Here is a 24,852-nt window from a genome sequence, read left to right as displayed (position 1 = left end):
TGAGGCGGCCCCACTTCTCGGCCCACTCTCCACCCGGAGAGGATTCTGAACCCTTAAACCGTCACGAGCCCCAGCTGTTCCGCCTTCACTCTGAAGTCGTGGGGATTCGAGGCGTTGGCAACGGCGTTCTTGAACGTGATCAGGCCCTTCTGATACAAACCGAGAATCGACTGATCGAACGTCTGCATTCCGTAGAACTCGCTCTCTGCGATCACCTCGACGATCTCGCTCGTGAGCGACTCGTCTACCACGCGGTCGTAGACGCGGCCGTTCATCGTGAGGACCTCCACCGAAGGCACCCTTCCCTGGCCGTCCGCCTTCTCCATCAGCCTCTGGCTGACCACTCCCTTGAGGGTGGAAGCCAGCAGGATTCGGATCTGCTTCTGCTGGTAGGGCGGGAAGAAGTCGACAATGCGGTTGATTGTCTCGGTCGCATCGATGGTGTGCAGGGAAGACAGGACCAGGTGGCCGGTCTCGGCCGCCTGGAGGGCGGCTCGAACGGTTTCGGCATCCCGAATCTCCCCGATGAGTATCACGTCGGGGTCCTGCCGGAGAACCCGCCGGAGAGCCTGTGCGAAGTCCTCGGTGTCCATGCCGATCTCACGTTGCGAAACGATCGAGTTGTTGTCTCGGTGGAGAACTTCGATCGGGTCCTCGATCGTGACGATGTTGACGCGACGCACCTCGTTTATGTAGTCGATCATCGACGACAGCGTCGTGGTCTTGCCCGATCCGGTTGGGCCGGTGACCAGCACGAGTCCGCGCTGTTCCATGGAGAGCTTCTCGAGGATCTTCGGGAGGCCCAGATCGGTGAAATTCTGGGTGGTAGGAAGGACACGGCGCAGCACGAGGCTCACCGAACCTCGCTGGCGGTAGACGTTGACACGGAACCGTCCGAGTTCCGGCTTCCCGTAGGCGAAGTCGGCCTCACTCGTTTCGCGGAACTCCTTGGCAGCGCGCTGGGTGAAGATCGTCTGGGCATACGCTTCAGTGTCCGTCGGTGTAAGCGTCTCGAGGCTGGTGGGATTCAGTTCGCCGTCGATTCGCATCACCGGCGGAGATCCGACCTTCAGATGCAGGTCCGAGGCTTCTACCTCGATCACCTTCTTCAACAGGTCGTCAAGCGCTACAGCCATCATCTTCTCCAGTCGTGGTCCGAAGGTGATATCGGCAGCGGGAAGGAGAGACTTAACGTACTTCCCAGAACTCGCCGACGGCTCGTTCCACCATCTCGAGCGATCGCCAGGCGCCTGCGTCTGACTCCCCGTGGGAAGGCGCGCTTGGATCGATCACGCCGGCGAGACCGGAGAAGGTCGCCGCCACCGAGTCGCGCACGGCATCGAGGTTGTAGCCGCCTTCCAGAAAGACGACCGTTCTTCCCGCCGGTACCAACCCGACGAGGGCGTTGGCCATGTAGGCGTAATCTGATTCGACCAGCATCACCTCGGCGAGAGGGTCGGCCCTGTGCGCGTCGTAGCCCGAGCTGACCAGGATCCAGTCCGGACCGAACTGGTGTGCAACCGGCAAGACCACGCGCCGGAAGGCCTCCCGATAGATATCACCGGTCGTCCGCGCCGGCACCGGAATGTTGATGGTTCTCCCCGAACCGGGACCATATCCGAACTCGTCGAGCCACCCGCCCCCCGGATAGAACGGGAACTGATGGACCGAGATGTACAGAACGCTCCCATCGGAGATGAAGAGATCCTGTGTCCCGTTGCCGTGGTGAACGTCCCAGTCGACGATCAGGACCTTCATGCCCATGTCGGTGAGGTACCTGGCGGTCAGGGCCGCGTTGTTGAATATGCAGAACCCCATGGCCCGGTTGGCGAGCGCGTGATGTCCGGGCGGCCGAACCAGACAGAATGCCGCTTCGGCGTCACCGGCCAGCAAGCCGTCGACGGCAGCCGGACCTGCTCCCGCCGACCGGATGGCCGCTTCCCAGGATTCGACGACTGCGTAGGTATCCGAATCCAGTGCCCCGCCACCGGCCGCGCAGAATCCTTCTATGGCCGCAACGTATTCGGCGGTGTGCAAACGCTGCAGCACGGCAGGTGCGATCGGAGGGGCCTCGGCCTCCACGATCTCGACAGGAGCGATCTCCAGTCCCGCTCTGGCTGCTTTCAAGCGATCAGGCCTCTCCGGATGCCAGCCGGCTTGGCGATGAAGCAAGAACGATGGATGTCCGACGGCCAGCACTCGCATGCCGACTACTTTGCCACATCGGGCATCGCTGCCCCCACCATCTAGCCTGGTTACGTGCGAGACAGAGAGCAACCAGATCCGGCGAGACTGTGGTGGGGTTCGTGAAGACCCGCGGAACCTGGCCCGGGCCGATTTCCATGAGGCGCGGCTGGTCGATGGCAACCGCCCGTCCGTGGAACGACCAGAGCCCGGATGCTCACCTGCGTCTGATTCGCGGCAACGCCGAGTTCCTGCGGGAAGCCGCGCGGGCGATACCTGTTGGGAACGGCTTGATCCTCTCACCTCCCCTGGCCGCAGGCAGCACCTCCATGTGGGAAGAGGCCGGGTTTCGGCCGCATCTCGTTCTCGACATGTTCCAGCGTGACCTCCTCGCCAGACAGGCGTCGCCCAGCATCCCGGTCGTGGCGGGTGAGGAAGGCGAATGGGAACGTGCGGTGGAGATCGACTCGGCCGCGTTCGAGCCCCTTTGGCGGCTTGGCTCGGCCGGCCTGAAAGAAGCTTTGAATGCCACTCCGACTTCGGCCTTTCTGACGGTGCGATCTGACAACGGGACCACCACCGGTTTCGCGATAGTCGGAGCGGGCGGATCGACCGGGTATCTACAGAGGGTGGCGGTGGATCCGGCCCGCGTCCGGCAAGGGTTCGGACGGGCCCTGGTCAGGGCGTCGCTGGGTTGGGCACGCAGCCGCGGATGCCGCACCATGCTCCTCAACACGCAACCGGACAACGTTCCCGCCGGGCGGCTCTACGAAGAGGAGGGATTCACCCGCGTCGCGGCAGGCCTCGTAATCTGGTGTCTCCAACCACAAAGGGAACCATGATCCGAATAGTCACAGACTCATCGAGCGACGTGCCGGCCGCGCTGGCCGCCGAACACGGGGTCACGATCGTGCCGCTCACCATCAGGTTCGGGGACGAGGAGTTCGTCGATCACCGCGATTTGTCCGCTGCTGCATTCTGGGAGCGCCTGGTAGCGGTGGACCGCCTGCCGGAAACGGCGGCTCCGAGTGCCGGCCTGTTCGAGGAGAGCTATCGCGCCCTGATCGACGGTGGTGCCTCAGGGATCGTCGTCATGACCATTTCCTCTGCCTTGAGCGGAACCTATCAGTCGGCGGTTATCGCAGCCGAGCGCCTCTCGGGAGACGTACCGATCAAGATCATCGACTCGCGGACCGTCGGCATGGGGCTGGGTCTGCCCGTCCTCGACACGGCCCGGTTCGCTGCCGGAGGACCGTCGATCGATGCCGTGGTGCAGCACGCCACGGACACGCTCGCATCGACCGACATCGTCGCCGCACTCGACACCCTCGAATACTTGAAACGAGGTGGTCGTATCGGAAGCGCACAAGCCTTCTTCGGCGGGCTCCTCAACATCAAGCCCCTGATCGGTTTGGACGAGGGAATCGTTTCTCCGCTTGGCCGGGTGAGAACCCGGTCCAGGGCCGTGGCCGCACTTGAAGAACGCTTTGCGGCCCTCGGGCCGCGCATCCGGGCAACCGCCGTCTTCCACGGTGCCGCACCGGACGTCGACCTGGTGGTTGAACGGATTCAGCGCCACGTGGATCATGAGGTGATCGTGACGACGCTTGGAGCTGTGGTCGGGACCCACACCGGACCCGGCACCGTCGGTGTTGCCTATCTGACGAACTGATGCGTCCCGTGACCGGCCCTGCCCGTTAAAGTCGACCCGGGGGTTTCCTTGCCACCACGCCTGCCCGACCGATATCAGTTCGAGGTTCGTCTCGGCCGCGACGGAGACGTCGAGGAGTGGCTGGCCACCGACACCGCCCTGGACAGGCCGGTCCTGATCCGGATAGTCGGGCCGGAGACCACCGAGCAACGTCGTACCGAGTTCCTCGAGGCGGTACGCGGTGCTTCCGGGGTCACGCACACTCACCTGGCTTCCATCTTCGCGGCCGACCTCCTGCCCGACGGCGCATACTCGATCTCAGAGTGGTCGGGCGGACTGACTCTTCAACATCGGCGGCGGGCCGGGGAAACGATGCCGGTCGAGGAGTTCCTACCCAACGCCGCCGGGCTGGCAGACGCCCTGGCGGCCCTGCACGAGCGCGGGGTGCTGCACGGAGCCATCGGAGAGGGGTCGATCTTCTTCTCGATGGCTCACCCCGCCAAACTGGCCGGATTCGGACGGCATGCGGCGGGGGCGAGCGCCCGCAAAGACGTCCGGGATCTCTCAGAGGCGCTGGTAACCGCCATCACCGGGGCTCCGGGACACGACGTCGCCCCGTCTCAGGTGGTGGACGGACTCTCCCCGCGGGTCGACCGAGTGCTCAGGAGAGCCCAAACGGGCGACCTGGACGCGGCGGGCCTGGCCGAACTGCTGCGCGCCGCTCCCAGCTCTTCGGTCCAGCCACCGGAATCAGATCGTCTGTGGTCGTGGAGAAGGATCCTGCCCGCCGCCGGTCTCCTGGGTGTGGCGATCATCCTCTTCGTCGTCGGCCGCTCGATCGAGACGGAACCCCAGGACCCGCTCCTGTTTCCCGTTGCACCCGCCGCGACCGACGTCGGTACAACGCTCACCACCTCCACGACCTCGCCCTCGATCACGCCGTCGATCGTGTCGATCACCGGTGTGAGGGTCTTCGATCCGGATGGTGACGGAACCGAACACGATCGCGACCTGTCGAACCTCAACGACGGGGAGGTCGATACCACCTGGTCGACGGAGCGCTACAGCGACCCGCTCGCCCTCATCAAGAGTGGCGTCGGGTTCGCGCTCGAGGTGACCGGAACTCCGACCTCCGTCGAGTTGCTCGGTTCTGCCGACCGGATGTCCTTCCGGCTGCTGTGGATTCCCGCCTTCTCGTTGGATATCGACGATTGGGCCCCGATCGCGAGCGGGTCGATACGCGGGGGCCGTGGGACGATCCAGTTGCCGGAGCGAACCGACGGGCACTGGCTGTTCTGGCTAACCGACATCCCGGCCGACCCCGAAGGTGGTTATGTCGGCAGCGTCGGCGAAGTACGCTTCCGGCCATGACGGGGCGCTCCGGCGAGGATCTCGCATTGATTGAGCGATTCGTTGGCGGCGATCGATCCGCCTTCGATGAAATCGTGCGCGCCCACGAGGACAGAGTGTTCTCCATCTGCATGCGCATCATGGCGAATCGCGAAGCTGCGCTCGACGCTACGCAGGAGACTTTTCTGACCCTGTTCCGGAAAGCGGACCGCTTCACCGGAAAGGCTGCCTTCTCGACGTGGCTGTACCGCGTGGCGGTGAATACCTGCTACGACCAGCTACGGAAGGAGAAGCGGCGCCGGGCTGACCGGCTCCCCGAACACCTGGACCCGGTCGATCGCGCTGCCGGTGACGGGTTTGCATCGGCGGAGATGCGTCCCGAACTCGAGCACGCGCTGAGTCGCATACCCGACGAGTTTCGCTCGGCCGTGATCCTCTCGGATCTCGAGGATCTCCCGATCTCGGAGATCGCAGAGATCCTCCGGATCCCGCCGGGAACTGCCAAGTCGCGGATCTTCAGGGGACGGCGGCTTCTCGCCGACATATTGCGGAACCAGAACGACGCCTCGCGACGTCCAAGGGATGATCAAGATGCATGAGCACGATTTCGACCTAATAGCGGCGCATGCCGAAGGCACGGCTTCTCCCGAGCAAGCCGTGACGGCAGAGGGTGCGATCGCGCGGTGCGACGACTGCAACGCCGAGTTCGAGGCACAGCGCCACGTTCTCGAACTGCTGCGTTCGGTGGCTCCCGTCGCAATGACCGACGTCGAAAGAGCATCGCTACACCGTTCCCTGCGTCAGGCTGCTCCTGCTCCCCGGACCGGGTGGCTCGTCCGCTACGCCCCGCGTGTGGCGGCGGTGGCCGCAGGCTTTGCCGTCGTCGGACTCGCTTCCGTTGCGATGCTCGGCAACGGCTTCGGTGGTGACGCCTCGGACATGACGGCATTCGACACTGCGGCTGCCGAACTCATCCAGGATGGGCCGGGAGACGGCGAGGAAAAGGCTCCCTCCCTCGCTTCTTCCGCCGAGGAGAGCCGGAGCGTGGCCGAGTCGGCCGCCGATGATGCGGCTTCGGCGGCAGGAGGCTCCGAAGACCACACACTCACGGCACCGGTTGCCGGCCTACCCGTTCTCGAGATAACCGCAGCCGACCTGCAGGATCTCGCCGGGCCAACACCCCCCGTCGAACTGCTGGAAAGCTCTGCGGGCTTCTCGGACGAGGTTGCCGCCCGCTGTTCCGGATATCTGCCCGATCAAGTCGAGTTGGTGCTGGCCGCAGAGGTCCTCTTCGAACAGCAACCGGCGTACTTGATCATCTACGCGACCGGCGGCGACACGGTGGCAGCCGCTTTGTCGTCTGAAGACTGTGCGATCTTGGGCGAGTTCACCGCGGGGCAATGACCGGGCGCTCTGCTGAAGGCCCTTGGGCTACGTGGCTCGTGCCCGGCTTCTCCCTGCGCCGCTAGTCTCTAGACCTATGGACGAATTCGCCACGAAGTTCGCCGATTTTCTCGAGAGCACCTCCACCAAGGTTCGCGAGATGACGGTCGACCGCATAAGTAAGGGACTGAAGATCGCCGCGCTGGGCCTTGTCGCAGCAACTCTCGGTCTCATCGCCGTCATCTATCTCTTCATATCCATCATTCGCGCTCTGGCCGTCCCGTTGACCGCCGCCGGCGCTTTCGGCGTCGTTGGGGGATTATTCGTCGCCGGTGGTGCGTTCATGTGGTGGAAGCGAACTCAGGATCCAGAGGAAAACTGAACATGCCCGAAAAGGTAATAGTCATCGGGTCCGGCCCGGCCGGACTGACCGCGGCTCTCTATGCCGGTCGAGGAGATCTCGATCCCCTCGTGTTCGAGGGAAGCCAGGCGGGCGGCCAGCTCATGATCACAACGGACGTCGAGAACTTCCCGGGGTTCCCGGACGGGATCATGGGGCCCGAGCTCATGGAGCGGTTCCGGAAGCAGGCCGAGCGCTTTGCCCCCCGCATCCACACGGTCGACGTCACCGAAGTCGACTTCTCCACACGCCCGTTCAAGGTGAGGGTGGACGCCGACGAGTACGAAGCCGAGGCGGTGATCATCGCCACCGGGGCATCGGCCCGCTGGCTCGGCATTCCCGGTGAGGAGAAACTGCGCGGGCGCGGCGTTTCCGCCTGTGCGACCTGCGACGGCTTCTTCTTTCGCGACAAGGAGCTGGTCGTGGTCGGCGGAGGCGACTCCGCAATGGAGGAGGCCCTGTTTCTGACCAAGTTCGCCTCCAAAGTGACGATCATCCACCGGCGCGACGAGTTCCGGGCTTCTGCGATCATGGCCAGGCGCGTGCTCGAACATGAGAAGATCGACGTTCTCTGGGATACCGTCGTCGAAGAAGTCCTCGGCGAGGACGAGGTGACGGGAGTTCGCATCCGGAATGTCCTGACCGGCGTGGAGACCGAGATGGCGTCCGACGGCTACTTCGTCGCCATCGGACACACACCCAACACCGAGATATTCGAGGGTCAGCTCGAATTGGACGAAGCCGGTTACATCAAGCTTCGTGGAGACGGTTCGACTGCCACCACAGTCGCCGGTATCTTTGCCGCCGGCGACGTCGCCGACCATGTATACCGGCAAGCGATCACGGCTGCCGGCACAGGATGTCAGGCGGCAATCGACGCTGAGCGCTGGCTCGCCGAACAGCACTGACGCTCCGCCCTGCCGGACGTAGTAGATCCTGAGGAGGACCCATGACAAACAGCATCACCGTCAACGACGCCACATTCAAAGACGCTATCTCCGGTGACAAGGCCGTCATCGTCGACTTCTGGGCCGAATGGTGCGGTCCGTGCAAGATGGTCGAGCCCATTCTCGACGAAATCGCCGGGGAGTATTCCGAGAAGCTGGTTCTCGCCAAGCTCAACATCGACGAGAACCCCCAGACCGCGGCCGACTACGGGGTGATGAGCATCCCCACCATGATCGTGTTCAAGGACGGCCTGAAGGCGAAGACCATCGTCGGCGCACGCCCCAAGCATCAGATGCTCAAGGAGTTGGCCGAGTTCATCGCCTAGGCCCGAAGGAGGGCGGCAGCACGGGTACGGGTGGGTGGCCGCGCCCCGTGTCGTCGGTTCGACGTCGACCTCCCGGATGAGCTGGCCGCATCGGAACCCGGCCGGAGCTCCTCACGCCCGATGCTTGTAGCGTGTCGGTACGTGATACGTTTACGCGATGCGGCTGTATCGGATCGGAGATTCCGGCGAGCCGATCCGTGATATCCAGGGTCGGCTCTTGTCTTTGGGCTTCGACTGCTCCCCGGATCCACGCGGTGAGTTCCGGGAGGGAACCGCCGGAGCCGTCCGCGCCTTCCAGGAAGCGCGCGGCCTCGACCCGGACGGGATCGTCGGCTCGGAGACATGGCGATCTCTCTACGAGGCCGGCTTTCGTCTCGGCGACCGCATCCTATATCACCGCAGCCCGATGCTCCGGGGTGACGACGTCGAGGAGCTGCAGAGAAGGTTGAACGCTCTGGGTTTCGACGCCGGGAAGATCGACGGGATATTCGGCCCCGACACGGCGGTTGCCATGACCGACTTCCAGAACAACCGCGGCCTGGGCGTCGATGGAATCGCTGGTCCGGGTGTGATCGCGGAACTTCGACTCGTGGGGAGGGCGACGAGAAAGACGGGACGGGAGGCGGTCCGCGAACGAGAGTGGATGAGAAACCTTCCCCGGACTCTCGTTGGGAGCAAAGGATGCTTTGATCCGTCCTGCAGGGACGAAACGGAGGCAGCGGCCGCCTGGGAAGCCGCCTCTGCTGCTGCCGGAATCTTCCAGGTCATGGGCGGGAAGCCGTCCTTCTCGCGCAGCGTCGACATTTACACGACAGAACCGATCCGGGCCCGTCGAGCCAACCGCATAGGCGCAGACTTCATTGTCTCGCTACGGCACCCTCAAGCGGACGATCCGGGCGTCTACTTCTTCGCCACGCCGCGCAGCAGGAGCGAGGCGGGAGCCCTTCTCGCATCCGAGATCGCCGGCCATCTCGATCTCCCGACAGGCGGTCGAGCCGCCCCGATCCTTAAACACACCCGCTCCCCCGCGGTGGTGGTCGCTCACCCCCGGTTGGGAAAGGAGATCGCCAAGGGGATCGTTGCCGGGATCAACGGCTTCTTCGTGGAAGCCGCGAATCAAGAGTAGAAATCGCGATAGATCCGCTCTAATTCGTCAAGTGACGAAAACTTGATGACTACCTTGCCCTTGTCGCCCCGGTATTGGATGTTGACCGGCGTACCCAGATGCTCGGAGAGTCGGTGCTCGAGTTCGATGATGGCCACCGGGCGAACCTGCTTCACCTTCTGCTGCGGTTGCTCGTCGGCTTGGCCGGCGCGCACCCGCACTGCGTCCTCGACCTGCCTCACCGACCATCCGTCCTCTGCTGCCCGCTTCGCGATGTGTTCCGCGAAGGCCAAGTCGTCGACGCCCAGGAGGGCGCGTGCTGCCCCGGCGGACAGCTCCCGACGTTCGAGCATCCCCTGGATTGAGGCCGGCAACTGCAGGAGTCGCATGGCGTTGGTCACCGAGGTTCGGCTCTTACCGACGCGCTTTCCGATCTCTTCGTGGGTGAGTTGGAAGTCCTCGAGGAGTTGTCGGTAAGCGGCTGCTTCTTCTAGAGGACCGAGGTCTTCTCTTTGCACGTTCTCGATCAGGGCCTCCGTCAGCGTGCCTTGATCGTCGGTTGCCCTGACAACTGCCGGTATCTCGACCAGGCCGGCACGACGGGCCGCCCTCCATCTGCGTTCCCCGGCGATCAGCTCGTATCGGTTTTCGTCCACAGGCCTGACCACTACTGGCTGAAGGAGCCCGACCTCCACAATAGAGGCCGTTAACTCGCCTAAAGCAGCGTCGTCAAATGCTACCCGCGGCTGGTTGGGATTGGGTTCGATGTGGTCGATCGCAAGAACCGCGTATCCCTGATCAACCGAATCTCGTTGTGGGATGAGGGCTTCGAGTCCCCTACCGAGTCCGCTCCGGCGTGCAGGCATGCTTCCCTCCCCTACTCGGTCTTGTGTCGTTGAATGAATTCGCGGCCCAATTCCCGATAGGCGATTGCGCCGCGGCTCATCGGATCGAAGGACTCGATCGGTTCGCCGTAGGAAGGCGCCTCTGAGAGCCGTACAGAACGTGGAATGATGGTCCTGTATGCCCTATCCCCGAAATGGTCCCTCACCTGGGCCGCCACGTCGGCCGAAAGCCTGGTCCGGGCGTCGTACATTGTGAGGACCACGCCTCCCACTTCGAGTTCGGGGTTCAGGCTGTTCTTCACGAGGTCTATGTTGCGAAGCAGTTGGCTCAAGCCTTCCAACGCGTAGTACTCGCTTTGAATCGGGATGAATACTTCGTCGGCAGCCGCCAGACCGTTGATTGTGAGGAGGCCGAGAGACGGGGGACAGTCGATGAGCACCACGTCGTAGAGGCCGACCGAATCCTTGAGGGCGTTCTTGAGTCTCAGCTCGCGAGAGAACATCGACACGAGCTCGATCTCTGCCCCCGCCAGGTCGATCGTCGCCGGCACAACATGCAGGTTCCTGACGCTCGTAGGTTCCACAACGTCAACTAACGTTATCTCTCCTATTAGAAGATCGTACATGGATGCCTCGATCATGGATCTGTCGATGCCGAGGCCTGAAGTTGCGTTGCCCTGGGGGTCGAGGTCGGCCAGTAGAACCCGTTGGCCCTGGTATGCAAGAGCCGCCGCGAGGTTCACTGCGGTTGTCGACTTGCCGACCCCACCCTTCTGGTTGGCGATCGCAACGATGAGAGCATGTGTTTCATCGGTCACGGGAGTCAATGATAAGGATCTTTCCACCGCCGTCAAGGACCTCGGACGGAACCTCGATGACCTTGCCCCAGGATTCCGTCCACTTCTCCTCACTCCCGCTCCTCGTTAGGCCGACAGCAATGCGCCCGCCGGGCGAAAGGACCTCTCCGATGTCCTCGAGGAGTTGTTGTGGGCTAAGAACCCCCCTGGCCACGACGGCCTCGTGCCCTGTGCGATGCCTTCTGAAGTCTTCGGCGTACGCACGAACGTTGTCGACGTCGAGGATTCGGATGGCTCTGCGGGCTAGTTCGACTCTTCGTCTGGACCTATCGATCAAGCTCCACCTGGTGTCCGGCCACAAGATGGCCAGAGGGATTCCGGGAAGCCCTACGCCCGAACCCAGGTCGGCAGCGGTCCCGGGCCGGCCGTCTCTCCATGCGGCCGCAAACGCCAGGGAATCACAGATGTGCCGATCCCAGATACGGGATCCCTCATCCGGCCCAATCCCTCCGGCCGGAATGGCTTCCTCCGTTAGCCAGGTTGCGTATGCAGCCAGGCGCTGTATCTGCTCATCGTCGAGCGTGGCGCCGGCCCATGTTGTGACCCTCTCGAGCCTTCTCAGCTCCTGTTCCATGAGAACCAGCATAGTTTCACGTGAAACGTCTCCGCGTGCTGCGGAACGTTTCACGTGAAACAAAGGGAGGGTCCGGACTTGCCGGACCCTCCCTTTGTTTCAGTTGGCTGCAGCCTGGCGGTTGTGAGGTAACCGTCAGTCGGCCGATATCACGACGCTGCGGCGGGGCTCCTCTCCTTCGGAGAAGGAGCTCACCCCGTCGATTTCGCCTACCGTGTCGTGGATCACCTTTCGGTCGCTGGGGTTCATCGGCTCCAGCATTACCTCGCCACCGTCCTCCATCACCTGCTCTGCAAGGCGCCTCGCATAGATCTGGAGCGCCTCCCGCCGGCGCTCTGCGTAGCCGGCGACGTCCAGACGAAGCCTGGTGCCTTCGCGAATCTTGCGTTGTGCAACGGTTCGAGTGATTTCGTGCACGGATTGCATTATTGCGCCCCTTGGACCGATCAGTGCTTCTGTCTGAGGTCCGTCGATAGACGCGAGGACGATGCCGTCTTCGGCGCTGGTCCTTACTTCGCCGTCGAGCCCGAATGAATCGAGTAGCCCCTCCAGGAAGGAGTGGACTACCTGAACCCGCTCCTCCATCGTGGCTTCCGGCTCATCTGAGCTGTTCTCGCGCGATGGTGCACCGCTGCGGTCCATTGTTTCCTCCTGGCGGCGAGGGCGTCTTGCCCTTCCATCTGCCTTCGGCGTATCGTCTCTTCGTTGCGGTTTGCCCGAACTCTGCCTCGGCGAACCTTGGCCGGCCGAACTCTGCTTCTCTGAACCTTGCCGGCCTCGACCTGCCCGGTTTCCACCCGCCGGCCTTCCTTCTCGGCCGCCCGAAGCGCCGTTCCTGCCCTGGACGCCCGTCGACTTGCGCCGGCGCTTGCGCTTCTTTGGTTTCGCCCTGACGCGCACTATCGCATCTGAACGTCCGATCCCGAGAAACCCCTTCTCGGGACTCTGGATCACTTCCACGTCGGCGAGGTCGATCGAATCCAGGCCCAATTCCGCGAGGGCGGCCTCTACCGCTACCTCGACGGTCCTACCCCTCAGCTCAATCCAATCCCAATCCACTAGCTTCTCCTCCTCCTCTGCTTCTTCTTGGAGGATGCCTGCGACCGAGTCGGACGCGACTCGGTTCCCTCCGTCGTTGATTCCTTTGACTCCTCCTTCTGTGGCGGGGGAGCGGGCCGCCCGTCCATACGGAAGATGAGCGCCTGCTGGCCCAACCTGAAGATGTTCGAAGTTGCCCAATAGAGGGTGAGGCCGGCTGGGAAGCTCCACGAGATGAACCCGATGAATAGTGGCATGAACTTCGTGATCGTCTGCATCTGCTGGGCCTGCTTGTCCTGCGGCCGACCATCTCGCGGCTGTGCGTGCCACTGCTGAACGAACTGAACCCCAACCATGAGGGCAATGAGGAGGAGATAGGGGATCGTCGCAACCAGTCCCTCAGCCGAGTACACGTCCGACGGATGGAAACCCAGCTCCATACCGAGGAAGTGGCCTCCTCCCGCAACCAGATCCTCGTAGAGCCTGGAAGATGCTGGAATGCCCGAGTCTCCGATCGTGTCGGCCAGCGCCGCTCCCCTGAGCACGCGGAACAACGCGAACCAGATCGGCATCTGCACGAGGAGGGGAATCAGGCACCCTCCCGGCGTTGCCCCTGCCTCCTTCTGTATCTTCATCATCTCTTGTTGGAGCGTTTGAGAATCGTCCTTGTACTTGGCCTGGAGACGTTTGATCTCGGGCTGGATCGTCTGGAAGGCTCTGGTAGATCGTGTCTGCTTCAAGGTGAGCGGGAACAAAACCAGGTTGATCAGGATCGTCAGCATGATGATCGCGACCCCATAGTTCGGGACGACGTCGTAGAACACTCCGAGGAACCATCCCAGCACATCCTTGATGCCATCGAAGAAGGCACCCATCAGCTGGTCTCCTCTCTTTCAGGAACTGGATCGAATCCACCCTCTTTGAAGGGGTGACAGCGTCCAATGCGGCGAATCCCCATCCATCCTCCTCGGAGAAGACCGAATCGGCCAATCGCCTCGTAGGTGTAGCGAGAACACGTCGGCTGATACCGGCAGTTCCTCCCCAGAACGGGGGAGAGCGCCTTCTGGTAGACCCGGATCAAGCCCTGGGCCAAACCTGCGGGGCCGAAGCCGGCCCTCGTATCTGTCACGCCTCTGTCTCCTCACTGGCGATGGCCTCTGTGAGCCATCTGGTCAGACGGTCGAACGGGGTGTGAACGACCGCCTCGGAAGCGACTATCACATAGTCGGTCCCTTGCTCGAGCGGTACGTTCCGTACCGCCTCCCGGAGTCGCCGCTTCGCTCTGTTGCGTTGCACGGCGCCTCCTACCTTGCGCCCGACCACAAACCCGACCCGCGGGGGTCCGGATGGCCCGGGCGCCTGGACGACCAACACCCCGCCACAGCGGCGGCGGGTTCCGAGTCGAAACACATCTTGAAACTGGGTAGCGGTCCGCAGCGAGAGGTACACCGCCTCAGACGGCGATTCGCTTCCGGCCTTTTTGGCGGCGGCGCTTGATAATGGCGCGACCCGCCCGGGTTCGCATCTTGCCGCGAAACCCGTGCTTCTTGTTGCGTCGGCGCACGTTTGGTTGGTATGTGCGTTTCATCGAGGGAGTCTCCGAATCGGAAGAGGTGGCGGAAGGTTACGGAGGGAGAGCACCCTTTGTCAAAGGCCGCCGGGCACGCAGACCGTACTTGTGTTCGCTCCGCGAGAAATTTGGCTAACACGCGAAAACCCGTTTCCGCCCGAATTGTCCACAAATCGGGCCTCTTTGCTCAGTCTAGGCGAGCCGAATATGTGCCCTGACCAGGCTAAATGGTATCGCACCCGCCGTACACAAGTAGTCCACAAGCACAGATTTCGCAGTCTTGAGGAGGTGGGTGCTGAAGCCATATACTCCGCCTCCGCCGGCAGGACATTGAACCACCGGGCACTTCCCTCGTGCTGAAACATATGTAGCCGTGCGCGGCCCGCTCCCCGAACGGTCTGCGCTCCGGCCGGCGGCAAGGCTTCTCCACATGGTGTGGAAAGACCTGTGGACATTGTTAGTGAGGAAGTTGGAGGAGAGCGTTGACACAGACGCAATCGGCAACAGGCGCCTGGAGTTCGTTCCGCACCGCTTTGCAGGATCGGGTCTCCCCAGTTACGTGGCAAACGTGGCTCGCCCCTTTGGACCTCCGAGAACCGGTCGATGAGGAACTGACCCTGGTTGCGCCGAGCGATTTCCACCGGCGCTGGATAGCGGACAAGCACCTCGAGGCCATCGAAGGGGCCGCCCTGGCGATATTCGGACCCGGTGTCGCCGTGCAACTAGAGACGGGAACCATGACCCTTCCCTTCGACGAGGACCCCGAACCGGAGGTAGCCGAGCCGGACCTTCCTCCCCGCCCTCGGCCGGCCGACCGGCGGCTCAACCGGCCCGGAAGCCGTTTGCTCCCCCGCTACACATTCGAGCATTTCGTAGTCGGCCAATCCAACCGCTTTGCCCATGCCGCGGCCATGGCAGTGGCCGAGCAGCCCGGCACCCACTACAACCCTCTGTTCATCTACGGAGGCGCCGGCCTCGGCAAGACGCACCTCCTTCAAGCCGTCGGCCACCATGTACTGGAACTCGACGACAACCGTGTCGTACGCTACGTCTCGTCGGAGAACTTCTTCAATGAGTTCATCGACGGCATCCGCAGCAAGCGAATGGATGAGTTCAAGACCCGGTATCGCACCACCGACGTCCTCCTGCTCGACGACGTTCAATTCTTCGAAGGCAAAGAACAGATCCTCGAAGAGTTCTTTCACACCTTCAACAACCTGTATGAATCTGGAAAACAGATGGTCATCAGCTCTGATCGCCATCCGCGTCACTTGAGGACACTGGAAGATCGCCTGCGGAGTCGCTTCGAGTGGGGTTTGCTGACCGATATCCAGCCGCCGGACGTCGAGACGCGCCTGGCGATTCTCCGGATGAACCTGGAGTCGCTTCCTCATCCGCTGCCCGAGGACGTGCTGCTCTTCATCGCCGAGAACGTCGCAGACAACATCCGCGAGCTCGAAGGGGCGATGACGAGAGTTAGTGCCTTCGCCGGTCTCACCGGGCAGCTGGTGAACCTCGAGATGGCTCAGGATGTTCTCCAGGACCTGGTCCCGTCGTCGCCGCCGCGCCCCCTGACCGCCGATCAGATAATGGATCGCGCCGCAGCAGGATTTGGCTTCTCCGCCGCCGATCTGCGCGCCAAGAGCCGTCGCCAACCGCTCGTCCTTGCTCGTCAGGTGGCCATGTACCTGTGCCGGGAGCTCACCGACCTCTCTCTTCCACAGATCGGCCTGCTGTTCAATCGGGATCACTCAACCGTTTTGCACGCGGTCGACAAGGTCAAGGGACTCCTCCAGACCGATCACTCCGTCTTCGAGCGGGTGACCGCGCTGTCCCAGGAGCTGCGGACAACGTGAGTCCTATCCACACGTTCTGGTCTACGCTGGCCACCCCTGTGAGCATCCTCCCGGTTGTCCCCAATCCTTGTGGGCACTGGAAAGGGTTCACGACCAGGCCTTATGTGTGGGTTCTCAACAATCCACAAGGCCTATTACTACTACTACCGTAATTATTGAATATCAGAAGGGATAGACATCCGTGCGTATCCGAGCGGAACGAGACGATCTCGCCGATGTGTTTTCTCGTGCTGTCCGAGCCGTCGGACCACGAGCAGCGCTGCCGATTCTCCAGGGGGTCTTGTGCGAGGTCAGTGGCAAGACCCTGCGAGTGACCGGCACCGATCTCGAGATCACCGTTCGTACAACGGCAGAGGTCGAGGTCCTCGAGGAAGGATCGACCGTAATCCCGGCCAAACTCGCCGACGGAGCGGTCTCCAAGATGCCGCAGGGAGCCGTGACGCTTGGTTCCAACGACGGCGAGGTGGAGATATTGGGAGCCGGTCCGGCTTTCAAGTTCCGGGAGTTGCCGGTGGACGAGTACCCCCAACTGGCGGACCCGGACTTCTCCGAGTCGATCGAGCTCGACGGTGACCTGCTCTCTGCAGCCGTCGCACAGGTGTCCATTGCCGCCAGCGGAGACTCGGCCAGGCCCATCCTCACCGGCGTGCTGGTGGAGTCCACCGGCGCAGGGACCCGTCTCGTGGCGACGGATTCATACCGCCTGGCGGTCAGGGACCTTCCGGGAGTCACTCCGGCGTCCACGGGGCTGATCCCGGCGAGGGGACTGCGGGAGCTGAGCAGGACCGTGGGTTCCTCCAAGGTCCGGATGGCGTTGGGAACGCGTGAGGCCGCCTTCGGCTCGGATCGTGGAACACTCGCCCTCCGGCTGATCGAGGGTAGTTTCCCCAACTATCAGCAGCTTCTCCCGGAGTCCTATCCGAATCGAGTGATAGTCGGCAAGGGAGCGCTGCTCGAGGCGCTCTCCAGGGCGGCCCTCGTAGCCGAGGATCACATTCCCGTGCGTCTGAAGCTCATGGAGGGTGGCGTCGAGATGACCGTCACCCGCCAGGATGTCGGCGGAGAGGCAGAGCACTTGCCGGGCGAGTTCTCCGGAGAGGACGCAGAGGTTCTGATCGCCTTCAATCCCCGCTACCTGGCCGATGGTGTGTCGGCGATCGAGGACGACAGGGTCGAGATCCAGGTCATCGACGGCCTCAAGCCCAGCGTTATTCGGGGCGTCGACGCCAAGGACTTCCTCTATCTGTTGATGCCCGTCCGGATCTGACTTGCGCGTCGACTGGGTCGAGCTGACCGGATTTCGCTCGTACCCGCACGTGCGGCTGGAGCCGGAACCCGGCATCAATGTCCTCGTCGGGGAGAACGGGTCCGGCAAGACGAACGTACTCGAGGCGGTCGCCTATCTCGCATCCCTCCAGTCGTTCCGAAACGCGGCAGATGCGGCTTTGGTCAGCGATGATGCTGAGGCGGCCGTCGTGAGGGGAACGGTCCGCCGTGGCGATAGCTCCTCGCTGATCGAAGTCGAGATCCCACGCCGGGGAAGGCGGCGGGTGCAGGTCAACCGCCAGCGGCCGCGACGATCCGGCGACCTTCTGGGGCACCTCCGCGTTGTGGTGTTCCTGCCGGACGATCTCGACATCGTGAAGCGAGGGCCGGCGTATCGTCGAGACTTCCTGGATAGAACCGCGGTGCAGTTGTGGCCCGGCGCCTACCTCGATCAGCAGGAGTACGAGCGCTCCGTTCGGCAAAGGAACACGTTGCTCCGTCAGGAAGGTAGGGATGCGGACCCGACGACGCTGAGCGTCTGGAACGAAAGAATGTCACAGGCAGGCGCGAAGGTGATGGAGCGCCGGGCCCAGACGGTGGAAGCCCTCGAGCCCTGGGTCAGGCCGACCTATGAGAGACTGGCCGGAGATGAAGCCGACGTGACCTATGAGTACATTTCGGGTTGGGGTGGAGTGCTTTCCACCGCCCCGGAACTCTCTGAAAGGGAGCACCTGCTGCGTGCAGCACTCGAAGAGCGAGACCGCATCGATCGGGACCGGCGGGTGACCACGGTCGGGCCCCACCGGGACGAACCTGTTGTCCTTTTGAACGGGCGGGATACCAGGTCGAAGGCAAGCCAGGGCGAACAGCGCACGCTGATGCTGGCCATGCGGCTTGCTTCTCACGAGGCGATCGCCGCCGCGATCGGCGAACCCCCGGTGCTGTTGCTGGATGACGTGTTCTCGGAACTGGATCGGGAGCGGGCCGACGCACTGGCCGGGGCGCTGCCGGCAGCCCAGACGTTCATTTCGACCGCTCGTTTCGAAGAGGTTCCGATCGAAGGCCATGTGTGGACCGTCGGAAACGGAAGCATCAAATGAACGACCTCCATTCCGTCGGCGCGCTGCTGCGGTCCGTGTTGGGATCCATGGGACTCGACCGGGTCGACCTGACCTTGACGCTGATGGAGGAATGGGAGGCTATTGCCGGAGCACCTTGGGCAGGTGCATCGAATCCGGTGGTCGTCAAGGACGGCGAGCTGATCGTAGAGGCCGCCTCTCCCACTGCGGTTCGCTTCCTCAGGTACTCGGTTGGCGACCTGTTGAGACGCCTGGACGAGCGATTCGGGGAGGGGGCGGTGACCGGCGTGACGGTGCGGCCTCCGCCGTCGCGTTGAAGGCGTAAAACATGGCGATTTCGGCCTTCAGGGAGCTTGGGAAAGGCACCCGAAACCGCTATAATCACACCATTGTAAATCGCGTTCGCTAGGGCCGTTTGACGGCCCCGTTTATTGAGATCGATGAACGCTGAAGGAGTCCTGTGACTGCCCCAAATCCATCGTCCTATGACGCTGGCGATATCACCGTCCTCGAGGGTCTCGAGGCCGTTCGCCGCCGGCCCGGAATGTACATCGGCTCGACCGGGCCACGCGGCCTGCACCATCTGGTGTGGGAGGTCGTGGACAACTCCGTCGACGAAGCGATGGCAGGATTCTGTACGCGAATCGACGTCACGCTGCTCGCGGATGGGGGAGTGCGCGTCAGGGACAACGGTCGCGGGATTCCGGTCGACAACCACAAGAAGACCAAGGACTCGGCACTGACGACCGTTCTCACAACGCTGCACGCCGGCGGCAAGTTCGAGCAAGGGGCATATACGGTCTCCGGCGGCCTGCACGGCGTCGGAGTTTCGGTGGTGAACGCGCTGTCCACGCGCCTCGAAGCCGAGATCGTGAGGGATGGGTTCCTCTGGGCACAGACGTTCAACGACGGTCGGCCCAGCGGCAAGGTCAAGAAGATCCGCCCGGCGCGGCGTACCGGTACCACCATCTCATTCTGGCCCTCCCCGAAGACCTTCACCGAGACGACCGAGTTCCATTACGACACGATCGCGTCCCGGCTTCGTGAGATGGCCTTTCTCAACAAGGGCCTCGAGATCCGCCTCACCGACGAGCGGGACGAGGAGAGGCCGGAGAAGACCTTCCTCTACAGGGGCGGCTTGATCGACTTCGTCAAGCACCTCAACTCCAATCGCGAACCTCTGCACGCCCACATCGTCTACTTCGACCACGAGGCTGACGATTCGGAACTCGAGATTGCGATGCAGTGGACCGGGTCGTACAACGAAACCGTCCTCAGCTTCGCCAACAACATCAACACCCACGAGGGCGGAACTCACGAGGAGGGCTTCCGGAAGTCGCTCACGAAAGCGATCAACGACTTCGCGCGTTCCAAGAACATCCTCAAGGAGAAGGAAGTGAACCTCAGCGGTGAGGACATCCGCGAGGGGCTAACCGCGGTGATCTCGGTCAAGGTGAGGCAGCCGCAGTTCGAGGGTCAGACGAAGACGAAGCTCGGCAACACGGAGATCCGGTCGTATGTAGAAAAGGCTCTGAATCAGATGCTTCCGGAATGGCTGGAGAGGAACTCCGCGGAAGCACGGCGCATCGTCGACAAGTGCATAACCGCCTCCAAGGCCCGTGAAGCGGCCCGCAAGGCCAGGGAGCTGACCAGGAGGAAGTCGCTTCTCGAGTCGACCAGCCTCCCCGGCAAGCTGGTCGACTGTTCTTCCCGTGACCCGGCGTTGAGCGAGCTCTTCATCGTGGAGGGTGACTCGGCCGCCGGCCCGGCCAAAGAGGGCCGGGACTCTGTGACCCAGGCCATCCTGCCGATCAGGGGAAAGATCCTCAACGTTGAGAAGGCCCGCCTGGCGCGAGCGCTTCAGAACAACGAGGTGCAAGGGATCATCACTGCCTCTGGAACCGGAATCGGTGAGGAGTTCGACGTAACCAAAGCCCGGTATCACAAGATCGTGATGCTCACCGACGCCGACGTCGACGGCGCGCACATTCGCACGCTTCTCCTGACGCTGTTGTTCCGCCACCTGCGCGGCCTGATAGAAGCCGGCTATGTGTATGTGGCGCAGCCACCGCTCTACCGCGTGAAGGTCGGGTCCCAGGTTCACTATCTGAAGGACGACGTCGCGCTGGAAGAGTTCCGCACAGACCATCCGAAGGTCAACCCCACCAGGTTCAAGGGCCTCGGCGAGATGAACGCCAACGAGTTGTGGGAAACAACCATGAATCCAGAAACGCGCACGCTCATCCGGGTCGAACTCGAAGACGCAGCCAGGGCCGAGGAGATCTTCACGACCCTGATGGGAGACGACGTTGCAGAGCGCAAGGCCTTCATCCAGCAAAACGCCAAAGACGTCCGTTTCCTGGACATCTGAGCAGAGGACCGCATGACCGATCCACACGGGAATATCCGCGAGATAGACATCAACGATGAGATGGCACAGTCGTTCGTCGACTACGCCATGTCCGTCATCGTATCGAGGGCCCTGCCGGACGTCCGCGACGGGTTGAAGCCCGTTCAGCGGCGGATCATCTACGCGATGAACGAAGCGAACATGGGGGCAGGTTCGCGCCACAAGAAGAGCGCCACCGTCGTCGGTGACACGATGGCCAAGTTCCATCCTCACTCGAACGACGCTATCTACGACGCGCTGGTCCGCCTGGGCCAGGCCTTCTCGCTTCGCCACCCGCTCGTCGATCCGCAGGGAAACTTCGGGACCATCGACGATCCACCGGCCGCGATGCGCTACACCGAGTGCCGCCTAGCCCCGATCTCCACCAAGCTGCTGGAGAGCATCGCTGAAGACACGGTCGATTTCGCGGAGAACTACGACGGTGAGCATCAGGAGCCGACGGTTCTGCCTTCCAGGTTCCCGAACCTGCTCGTCAACGGGTCCCAGGGCATCGCGGTGGGAATGGCAACGAACATCCCTCCGCACAACCTCGGTGAGATCATCGACGCCTGCGTCTACGCGATCGACAATCCCGACGCGTCGGTCGAGGACCTGATGCAGTTTGTGAAGGGGCCCGATTTTCCGACGGGTGCCTACATCGTGGGAACGGCCGGGATCCGGGAAGCGCTCACGACCGGACGCGGGTCGGTCAAGATGCGGGCCGTCACCGACGTGCAGGAGGTGCGGAAGGGCCGCAACGCAATCGTCGTCACGGAGCTTCCCTATCAGGTCTCCAAGGACAGGGTGCTCGAAAAGATCGCCGCATTGGTTCACGAGAAGAAGATCGTGGGGATCTCCGATCTGCGCAACGACTCATCAGCGCGGGTGGGTACCCGTCTCGTGATCGAGCTGAAGAAGGACGCCGTTCCGCAGGTCGTGCTCAATCAGCTCTTCAAGATGACCCAGCTGCAGGACAGTTTCGGCGTCAATACCGTCGCCCTGGTGGACGGCATCCCGAGGACGTTGAACCTCGGTGAGCTGATCGGCTACTACCTCGATCATCAGATGGAGGTCATCGAGCGGCGGACCCAGTTCCGTCTGGCCAAGGCGAAGGCCCGCGCCCATATCCTCGAGGGACTGATCGTCGCCGTCGACAACATCGACGAGGTCGTCAGGATCATTCGAGGGTCCTCGGATACCTCGAGCGCGCGGGAAGCCTTGATGGAGCGGTTCCGGCTCAGCGAGATTCAGGCGAACGCAATCCTCGACATGCCCCTCCGGAGGCTCACCGCCCTCGAAACCGAGAAGCTGCGGGCAGAGCTGGCGGAGCAGCACGCGATCATCGCCGAACTCGAGGCGATTCTGGCCGACCCGCTGCTGCGCAGGGCCATCATCAAGGAGGAGTTGATCGAGATCCGGGAGAAGTTCGCCGAGCCGCGGAGATCGCGGATCGTTGTCGATGAGGGTGACCTCTCCCTGGAGGACCTGATCGCAGACGACGAGCTCATTGTCACGGTGAGCAACGGCGGCTACTTGAAGTCCGTCCTGGCGGGCGCCTACCGGCTACAGGGACGCGGCGGCAGGGGAGTGAAGGCCGCAGAGCTGCGCGAGGACGACGTCGTCGACCATATGGTCCATACGACCGCTCATGCGTATCTCCTGTTCTTCACGAACAAAGGAAAAGTGCACCGGATCAAGGCCCATGCCATTCCGCGCCAGGCGCGCACGGCCAAGGGTGTGCTGGCCCAGGCGGTCCTGCCAATTGAGCCGGACGAGAGGGTCGAGGCCATCGTCGATACCCGGGACTACGAAACTTCGCGCTACCTGGTGATGGTGACTCGCAAGGGTGTGGTGAAGAAGACGTTGTTCAGCGAGTACGACTCGCGCCAGTCGAGCCTCGTTGCCATCAAGCTCCAGGCGGGAGACGAGGTGGTGGCGGTTCGGACGACGATGGGCGACAACGATCTGCTCATCTTCACCGAGAACGGAATGGGTATCCGCTTCAAGGAGTCCGAGCTCCGTCCGATGGGACGGGCTACCCAGGGTGTGCGCGGAATCAAGCTCAGGGCAGGAGACCGGGTCGTGGCGGCGGCATCGAGCGCCGACGGAGACCATGTGCTGATCCTCACCTCCGGCGGCTACGGGAAACGGACCGCAATGGATCAGTTCCGCGACCAGAAGCGGGGCGGAATAGGCGTGAAGTCGATCAAGCTGACCAAAGTGCGCGGCATCGTCGCGGGGGCACGGGCCGTGACCAAGGGCATGGAGGTGTTCGTGATCGCCTCCAACGGCGTCGCCATCCGGACGAAGGTCGACTCTGTCAGCCGGCAGAAACGCGAGGCAAGCGGCGTCAAGGTGATCAGATTGCCGGAAGGGGTATCGGTCAGTGCCTTCGCTCCGGTCGAGAACGACGAAGAGTAAACGGGCCCCGTTCGGGAACCGGGCGCGTTCGCAGGACGTTGAACGAGACGGTATCCCCCGGACAATCGCCAGATGCCGGTACAATCGCGGCGTTCAGCAAGGAGTGCGATGACGTCGGTGAGACGGGTACGCAGAATCATCAGAAAATTCGATCCGTGGACCGTCTTGAAGGTCTCGCTGGTGTTGTACACCGTCATGGGTCTCGCTCTGGTGCTCGGTCTCGTGATCGTATGGTCCGTCATCAATGCCGTTGAGATCCCTCAGAAGATCGAGACTTTCTTCGCAGAACTGGCCCTCTTCGACTCGACCAACATCATTCCGGACAGCGAGCAACTGCTCCGGTCTTCCGTCTTCCTGGCGATTGCCTGGACCGTGTTCATGACCGGTATGACGACGTTGACCGCAGTCATGTACAACCTGGTCAGCGATGTGGTCGGCGGCATCGAGGTCGTCGTGTTGGAGGAGACGATGAACGTTCCGTCGGCTCCCCAGCCCCGGGTGCCGGCCGGTTGGCCCTCGAACGGGGTTCCGCCCCCGGCGAAGCCGTCGGTGATCCTCGACGAGCCCACGCAGGAAGTAGCTAAGACCCGGGGTTGAACGACGCCACGCCCATTCCGGCGCCGGCACAAGCTTCGAGATAGCAGGCAGCTTCGTCCTGCACCTCGGTGGTCCCGTCGGGCAATGCGCCATCGATCAGCATCAAAGCAGCCCCGGCCAATGCGATAGCCGCGAGAAACTCGGGATCGTCGACGATGCCGCGCACGACCGTGGCCGACTCCCCGGCGATGGTTCCCTCGGCGCTCACCGTGATCCCGAAGAGCGGCCCGTCGTAGGGGGCCTCGAAAAAGTGCGGAACGTTGGGGATCGAGACGGGCGCGTCGGTTCTCTCCGACCACAGGCCGCCGACGGGAGTCGGGAACGACACGGCGAAACGATGTGGGATTCGCCTGGCCGGGACGGTGATCGCAACTGAGGCGGCCGTAACGGCGTCCAGGCGGCCCATAGCCTCGATAACGAGCGCAGCCGGCAGTCCCGAGCGGGGAGACGCCGCGGCGAGCATGGGGGCGCTTCCAGCTACCTCTGCGAGTTCTTCGGCGGTGTGAGGGGAGATGAGGGGGATCCCGGTGCGGAGAGCCTCCTCGAACGGAGCCTCGCCCGGTGAAGCATCGGATACGACCAGGTCCCAGCCGTCGAGAGAATCGATTGAAACGACCCGCGAGTCCTGGGACTGGAACTGCCTGCCCAGCACTCCGAGCGAGCCGATACGCGCGTCGGCCAGAAGCACCCGCCCGGACCTCAGGCCCAGCGAACCGGAAGCGGCAAGCGCGATCCTCATTGGTTGCTGGGTGTCCACGTTCCAGACGGGACTGCAGGCGGAGTTGTCTGCCGCGCCCGAAATGCCAGCACCAGGGCTGCGGCGAGGATTCCACCCAGGAGAAGCAGAGATCGTGACTTCACATCGAGTGAGTGTAGGGCTCCCTCCCAGGCCGGATACATTTCTCAGCAATACTGTGGTTGCCTGAGAGCATCAGTATTGCTGAGAAAGTCAGAAGCCCGGCGAAATGGGCCGGACGACCCATTCCCCCAGGCGGCCACTCTGCGTAGTATTTG

Annotated in this window: 28 protein-coding genes; 16 read left to right on the top strand and 12 right to left on the bottom strand. The window is 62.8% G+C overall.

Translation table 11 applies throughout. The features are described 5' to 3' along the window. Window positions 1-53: 53 nt before the first annotated feature. Window positions 54-1,136, bottom strand: a complete 1,083-nt coding sequence (locus tag VLT15_10170; protein ID HSR45575.1) for a PilT/PilU family type 4a pilus ATPase — start codon at window positions 1,134-1,136, stop codon at window positions 54-56. 52 nt (window positions 1,137-1,188) lie between these two features. After that, window positions 1,189-2,205: a histone deacetylase gene (locus VLT15_10165; GenBank protein HSR45574.1), complete on the bottom strand. Its 1,017-nt coding sequence runs from the start codon at window positions 2,203-2,205 to the stop codon at window positions 1,189-1,191. Between the two features lie 101 nt (window positions 2,206-2,306). Between VLT15_10165 and VLT15_10160 the strand changes: the two genes are divergently transcribed. The 9 genes from VLT15_10160 (at window position 2,307) to VLT15_10120 (ending at window position 9,367) form a co-directional block, all read left to right on the top strand. Beyond that, the gene (locus tag VLT15_10160; GenBank protein HSR45573.1) at window positions 2,307-3,026 is read left to right on the top strand and encodes a GNAT family N-acetyltransferase; all 720 of its coding nucleotides are present in this window, start codon (window positions 2,307-2,309) and stop codon (window positions 3,024-3,026) included. Next, a complete protein-coding gene (locus VLT15_10155) occupies window positions 2,999-3,856 on the top strand; it encodes a DegV family protein (protein HSR45572.1) in 858 nt (285 codons plus the stop codon). Before VLT15_10160 ends, VLT15_10155 begins: the two co-directional genes overlap by 28 nt. A 48-nt stretch (window positions 3,857-3,904) precedes the next feature. Continuing rightward, complete coding sequence (locus VLT15_10150; protein HSR45571.1) at window positions 3,905-5,206, top strand: hypothetical protein; 1,302 nt, start codon at window positions 3,905-3,907, stop codon at window positions 5,204-5,206. Beyond that, window positions 5,203-5,784 carry a sigma-70 family RNA polymerase sigma factor gene (locus VLT15_10145; GenBank protein ID HSR45570.1) on the top strand — a complete coding sequence of 194 codons (582 nt, stop codon included), beginning with the start codon at window positions 5,203-5,205 and terminating at the stop codon, window positions 5,782-5,784. Before VLT15_10150 ends, VLT15_10145 begins: the two co-directional genes overlap by 4 nt. After that, window positions 5,768-6,589: a hypothetical protein gene (locus tag VLT15_10140; protein ID HSR45569.1), complete on the top strand. Its 822-nt coding sequence runs from the start codon at window positions 5,768-5,770 to the stop codon at window positions 6,587-6,589. The genes VLT15_10145 and VLT15_10140 overlap by 17 nt, the downstream gene beginning before the upstream one ends. Window positions 6,590-6,665: 76 nt before the next feature. Further along, the gene (locus tag VLT15_10135) at window positions 6,666-6,950 is read left to right on the top strand and encodes a phage holin family protein (GenBank protein HSR45568.1); all 285 of its coding nucleotides are present in this window, start codon (window positions 6,666-6,668) and stop codon (window positions 6,948-6,950) included. A 2-nt stretch (window positions 6,951-6,952) separates the two neighbouring features. Then, entirely contained in the window at window positions 6,953-7,876 is a 924-nt protein-coding gene (trxB, locus tag VLT15_10130; GenBank protein HSR45567.1) for a thioredoxin-disulfide reductase, read from the top strand. Window positions 7,877-7,917: 41 nt separating this feature from the next. Continuing rightward, on the top strand, window positions 7,918-8,241 hold the full coding sequence (gene trxA / locus VLT15_10125) for a thioredoxin (GenBank protein ID HSR45566.1): 324 nt from the start codon (window positions 7,918-7,920) through the stop codon (window positions 8,239-8,241). A gap of 157 nt (window positions 8,242-8,398) precedes the next feature. Further along, on the top strand, window positions 8,399-9,367 hold the full coding sequence (locus tag VLT15_10120) for a peptidoglycan-binding protein (GenBank protein ID HSR45565.1): 969 nt from the start codon (window positions 8,399-8,401) through the stop codon (window positions 9,365-9,367). Here VLT15_10120 and VLT15_10115 read toward each other — a convergent pair. The 8 genes from VLT15_10115 to rpmH form a co-directional block, all read right to left on the bottom strand. Next, on the bottom strand, window positions 9,358-10,212 hold the full coding sequence (locus VLT15_10115) for a ParB/RepB/Spo0J family partition protein (protein ID HSR45564.1): 855 nt from the start codon (window positions 10,210-10,212) through the stop codon (window positions 9,358-9,360). The genes VLT15_10120 and VLT15_10115 overlap by 10 nt on opposite strands. 11 nt (window positions 10,213-10,223) lie before the next feature. Then, window positions 10,224-11,009, bottom strand: a complete 786-nt coding sequence (locus tag VLT15_10110) for an AAA family ATPase (protein ID HSR45563.1) — start codon at window positions 11,007-11,009, stop codon at window positions 10,224-10,226. Beyond that, the gene (locus VLT15_10105) at window positions 10,999-11,622 is read right to left on the bottom strand and encodes an RsmG family class I SAM-dependent methyltransferase (protein ID HSR45562.1); all 624 of its coding nucleotides are present in this window, start codon (window positions 11,620-11,622) and stop codon (window positions 10,999-11,001) included. The genes VLT15_10110 and VLT15_10105 overlap by 11 nt, the downstream gene beginning before the upstream one ends. A 135-nt stretch (window positions 11,623-11,757) precedes the next feature. Continuing rightward, window positions 11,758-12,681 carry an RNA-binding cell elongation regulator Jag/EloR gene (gene jag, locus VLT15_10100; protein HSR45561.1) on the bottom strand — a complete coding sequence of 308 codons (924 nt, stop codon included), beginning with the start codon at window positions 12,679-12,681 and terminating at the stop codon, window positions 11,758-11,760. Continuing rightward, window positions 12,681-13,535 carry a YidC/Oxa1 family membrane protein insertase gene (locus tag VLT15_10095; protein ID HSR45560.1) on the bottom strand — a complete coding sequence of 285 codons (855 nt, stop codon included), beginning with the start codon at window positions 13,533-13,535 and terminating at the stop codon, window positions 12,681-12,683. Before VLT15_10095 ends, jag begins: the two co-directional genes overlap by 1 nt. After that, entirely contained in the window at window positions 13,535-13,753 is a 219-nt protein-coding gene (gene yidD, locus VLT15_10090) for a membrane protein insertion efficiency factor YidD (protein HSR45559.1), read from the bottom strand. The genes VLT15_10095 and yidD overlap by 1 nt, the downstream gene beginning before the upstream one ends. A gap of 32 nt (window positions 13,754-13,785) precedes the next feature. Continuing rightward, the gene (gene rnpA, locus VLT15_10085) at window positions 13,786-14,109 is read right to left on the bottom strand and encodes a ribonuclease P protein component (protein HSR45558.1); all 324 of its coding nucleotides are present in this window, start codon (window positions 14,107-14,109) and stop codon (window positions 13,786-13,788) included. A 4-nt stretch (window positions 14,110-14,113) separates the two neighbouring features. After that, window positions 14,114-14,248 (bottom strand): 50S ribosomal protein L34, encoded by a 135-nt coding sequence (gene rpmH / locus VLT15_10080; GenBank protein HSR45557.1) that lies wholly within the window; start codon window positions 14,246-14,248, stop codon window positions 14,114-14,116. A gap of 464 nt (window positions 14,249-14,712) precedes the next feature. On the opposite strand from rpmH, the gene dnaA reads away from it, so the two are divergent. From dnaA to VLT15_10045, 7 genes are all read left to right on the top strand, one after another. Further along, on the top strand, window positions 14,713-16,086 hold the full coding sequence (gene dnaA, locus VLT15_10075) for a chromosomal replication initiator protein DnaA (GenBank protein HSR45556.1): 1,374 nt from the start codon (window positions 14,713-14,715) through the stop codon (window positions 16,084-16,086). Window positions 16,087-16,267: 181 nt separating this feature from the next. Next, window positions 16,268-17,353, top strand: coding sequence for a DNA polymerase III subunit beta (gene dnaN / locus VLT15_10070; protein ID HSR45555.1), 1,086 nt, complete (start codon window positions 16,268-16,270; stop codon window positions 17,351-17,353). 1 nt (window position 17,354) lies between these two features. Beyond that, window positions 17,355-18,452 carry a DNA replication/repair protein RecF gene (locus VLT15_10065; GenBank protein HSR45554.1) on the top strand — a complete coding sequence of 366 codons (1,098 nt, stop codon included), beginning with the start codon at window positions 17,355-17,357 and terminating at the stop codon, window positions 18,450-18,452. Beyond that, entirely contained in the window at window positions 18,449-18,748 is a 300-nt protein-coding gene (locus VLT15_10060) for a DUF721 domain-containing protein (protein HSR45553.1), read from the top strand. The genes VLT15_10065 and VLT15_10060 overlap by 4 nt, the downstream gene beginning before the upstream one ends. Window positions 18,749-18,891: 143 nt before the next feature. Next, window positions 18,892-20,802 (top strand): DNA topoisomerase (ATP-hydrolyzing) subunit B, encoded by a 1,911-nt coding sequence (gyrB, locus tag VLT15_10055; protein HSR45552.1) that lies wholly within the window; start codon window positions 18,892-18,894, stop codon window positions 20,800-20,802. 12 nt (window positions 20,803-20,814) lie between these two features. Beyond that, the gene (gyrA, locus tag VLT15_10050; GenBank protein ID HSR45551.1) at window positions 20,815-23,241 is read left to right on the top strand and encodes a DNA gyrase subunit A; all 2,427 of its coding nucleotides are present in this window, start codon (window positions 20,815-20,817) and stop codon (window positions 23,239-23,241) included. Between the two features lie 108 nt (window positions 23,242-23,349). Continuing rightward, window positions 23,350-23,838, top strand: coding sequence for a DUF3566 domain-containing protein (locus VLT15_10045; protein ID HSR45550.1), 489 nt, complete (start codon window positions 23,350-23,352; stop codon window positions 23,836-23,838). On the opposite strand, the gene VLT15_10040 is transcribed toward VLT15_10045, so the two are convergent. Together VLT15_10040 and VLT15_10035 are read right to left on the bottom strand one after the other, a co-directional pair. Next, window positions 23,822-24,577, bottom strand: a complete 756-nt coding sequence (locus VLT15_10040) for a hypothetical protein (protein HSR45549.1) — start codon at window positions 24,575-24,577, stop codon at window positions 23,822-23,824. The two genes, VLT15_10045 and VLT15_10040, sit on opposite strands and share 17 nt — an antisense overlap. Then, window positions 24,574-24,699 carry a hypothetical protein gene (locus VLT15_10035; GenBank protein HSR45548.1) on the bottom strand — a complete coding sequence of 42 codons (126 nt, stop codon included), beginning with the start codon at window positions 24,697-24,699 and terminating at the stop codon, window positions 24,574-24,576. Before VLT15_10035 ends, VLT15_10040 begins: the two co-directional genes overlap by 4 nt. Window positions 24,700-24,852: the final 153 nt, after the last annotated feature.

It is taken from the genome of Acidimicrobiia bacterium (genome assembly GCA_035471805.1).
Classification (GTDB): domain Bacteria; phylum Actinomycetota; class Acidimicrobiia; order Spongiisociales; family JAHEDJ01; genus JAHEDJ01.
This window is presented reverse-complemented; position numbering and strand designations above follow the sequence as displayed.

What these genes read in the sequence shown, in the direction of transcription:
- VLT15_10170 (HSR45575.1), bottom strand. Translation starts at nt 1,136, where the DNA reads ATGGCTGTAGCGCTTGACGACCTGTTGAAGAAGGTGATCGAGGTAGAA.
- VLT15_10165 (HSR45574.1), bottom strand. Translation starts at nt 2,205, where the DNA reads ATGCGAGTGCTGGCCGTCGGACATCCATCGTTCTTGCTTCATCGCCAA.
- VLT15_10145 (HSR45570.1), top strand. Translation starts at nt 5,203, where the DNA reads ATGACGGGGCGCTCCGGCGAGGATCTCGCATTGATTGAGCGATTCGTT.
- VLT15_10140 (HSR45569.1), top strand. Translation starts at nt 5,768, where the DNA reads ATGATCAAGATGCATGAGCACGATTTCGACCTAATAGCGGCGCATGCC.
- VLT15_10135 (HSR45568.1), top strand. Translation starts at nt 6,666, where the DNA reads ATGGACGAATTCGCCACGAAGTTCGCCGATTTTCTCGAGAGCACCTCC.
- trxB (HSR45567.1), top strand. Translation starts at nt 6,953, where the DNA reads ATGCCCGAAAAGGTAATAGTCATCGGGTCCGGCCCGGCCGGACTGACC.
- trxA (HSR45566.1), top strand. Translation starts at nt 7,918, where the DNA reads ATGACAAACAGCATCACCGTCAACGACGCCACATTCAAAGACGCTATC.
- VLT15_10120 (HSR45565.1), top strand. Translation starts at nt 8,399, where the DNA reads ATGCGGCTGTATCGGATCGGAGATTCCGGCGAGCCGATCCGTGATATC.
- VLT15_10115 (HSR45564.1), bottom strand. Translation starts at nt 10,212, where the DNA reads ATGCCTGCACGCCGGAGCGGACTCGGTAGGGGACTCGAAGCCCTCATC.
- VLT15_10105 (HSR45562.1), bottom strand. Translation starts at nt 11,622, where the DNA reads ATGGAACAGGAGCTGAGAAGGCTCGAGAGGGTCACAACATGGGCCGGC.
- VLT15_10095 (HSR45560.1), bottom strand. Translation starts at nt 13,535, where the DNA reads ATGGGTGCCTTCTTCGATGGCATCAAGGATGTGCTGGGATGGTTCCTC.
- rpmH (HSR45557.1), bottom strand. Translation starts at nt 14,248, where the DNA reads ATGAAACGCACATACCAACCAAACGTGCGCCGACGCAACAAGAAGCAC.
- VLT15_10060 (HSR45553.1), top strand. Translation starts at nt 18,449, where the DNA reads ATGAACGACCTCCATTCCGTCGGCGCGCTGCTGCGGTCCGTGTTGGGA.
- gyrA (HSR45551.1), top strand. Translation starts at nt 20,815, where the DNA reads ATGACCGATCCACACGGGAATATCCGCGAGATAGACATCAACGATGAG.
- VLT15_10045 (HSR45550.1), top strand. Translation starts at nt 23,350, where the DNA reads ATGACGTCGGTGAGACGGGTACGCAGAATCATCAGAAAATTCGATCCG.
- VLT15_10040 (HSR45549.1), bottom strand. Translation starts at nt 24,577, where the DNA reads ATGAGGATCGCGCTTGCCGCTTCCGGTTCGCTGGGCCTGAGGTCCGGG.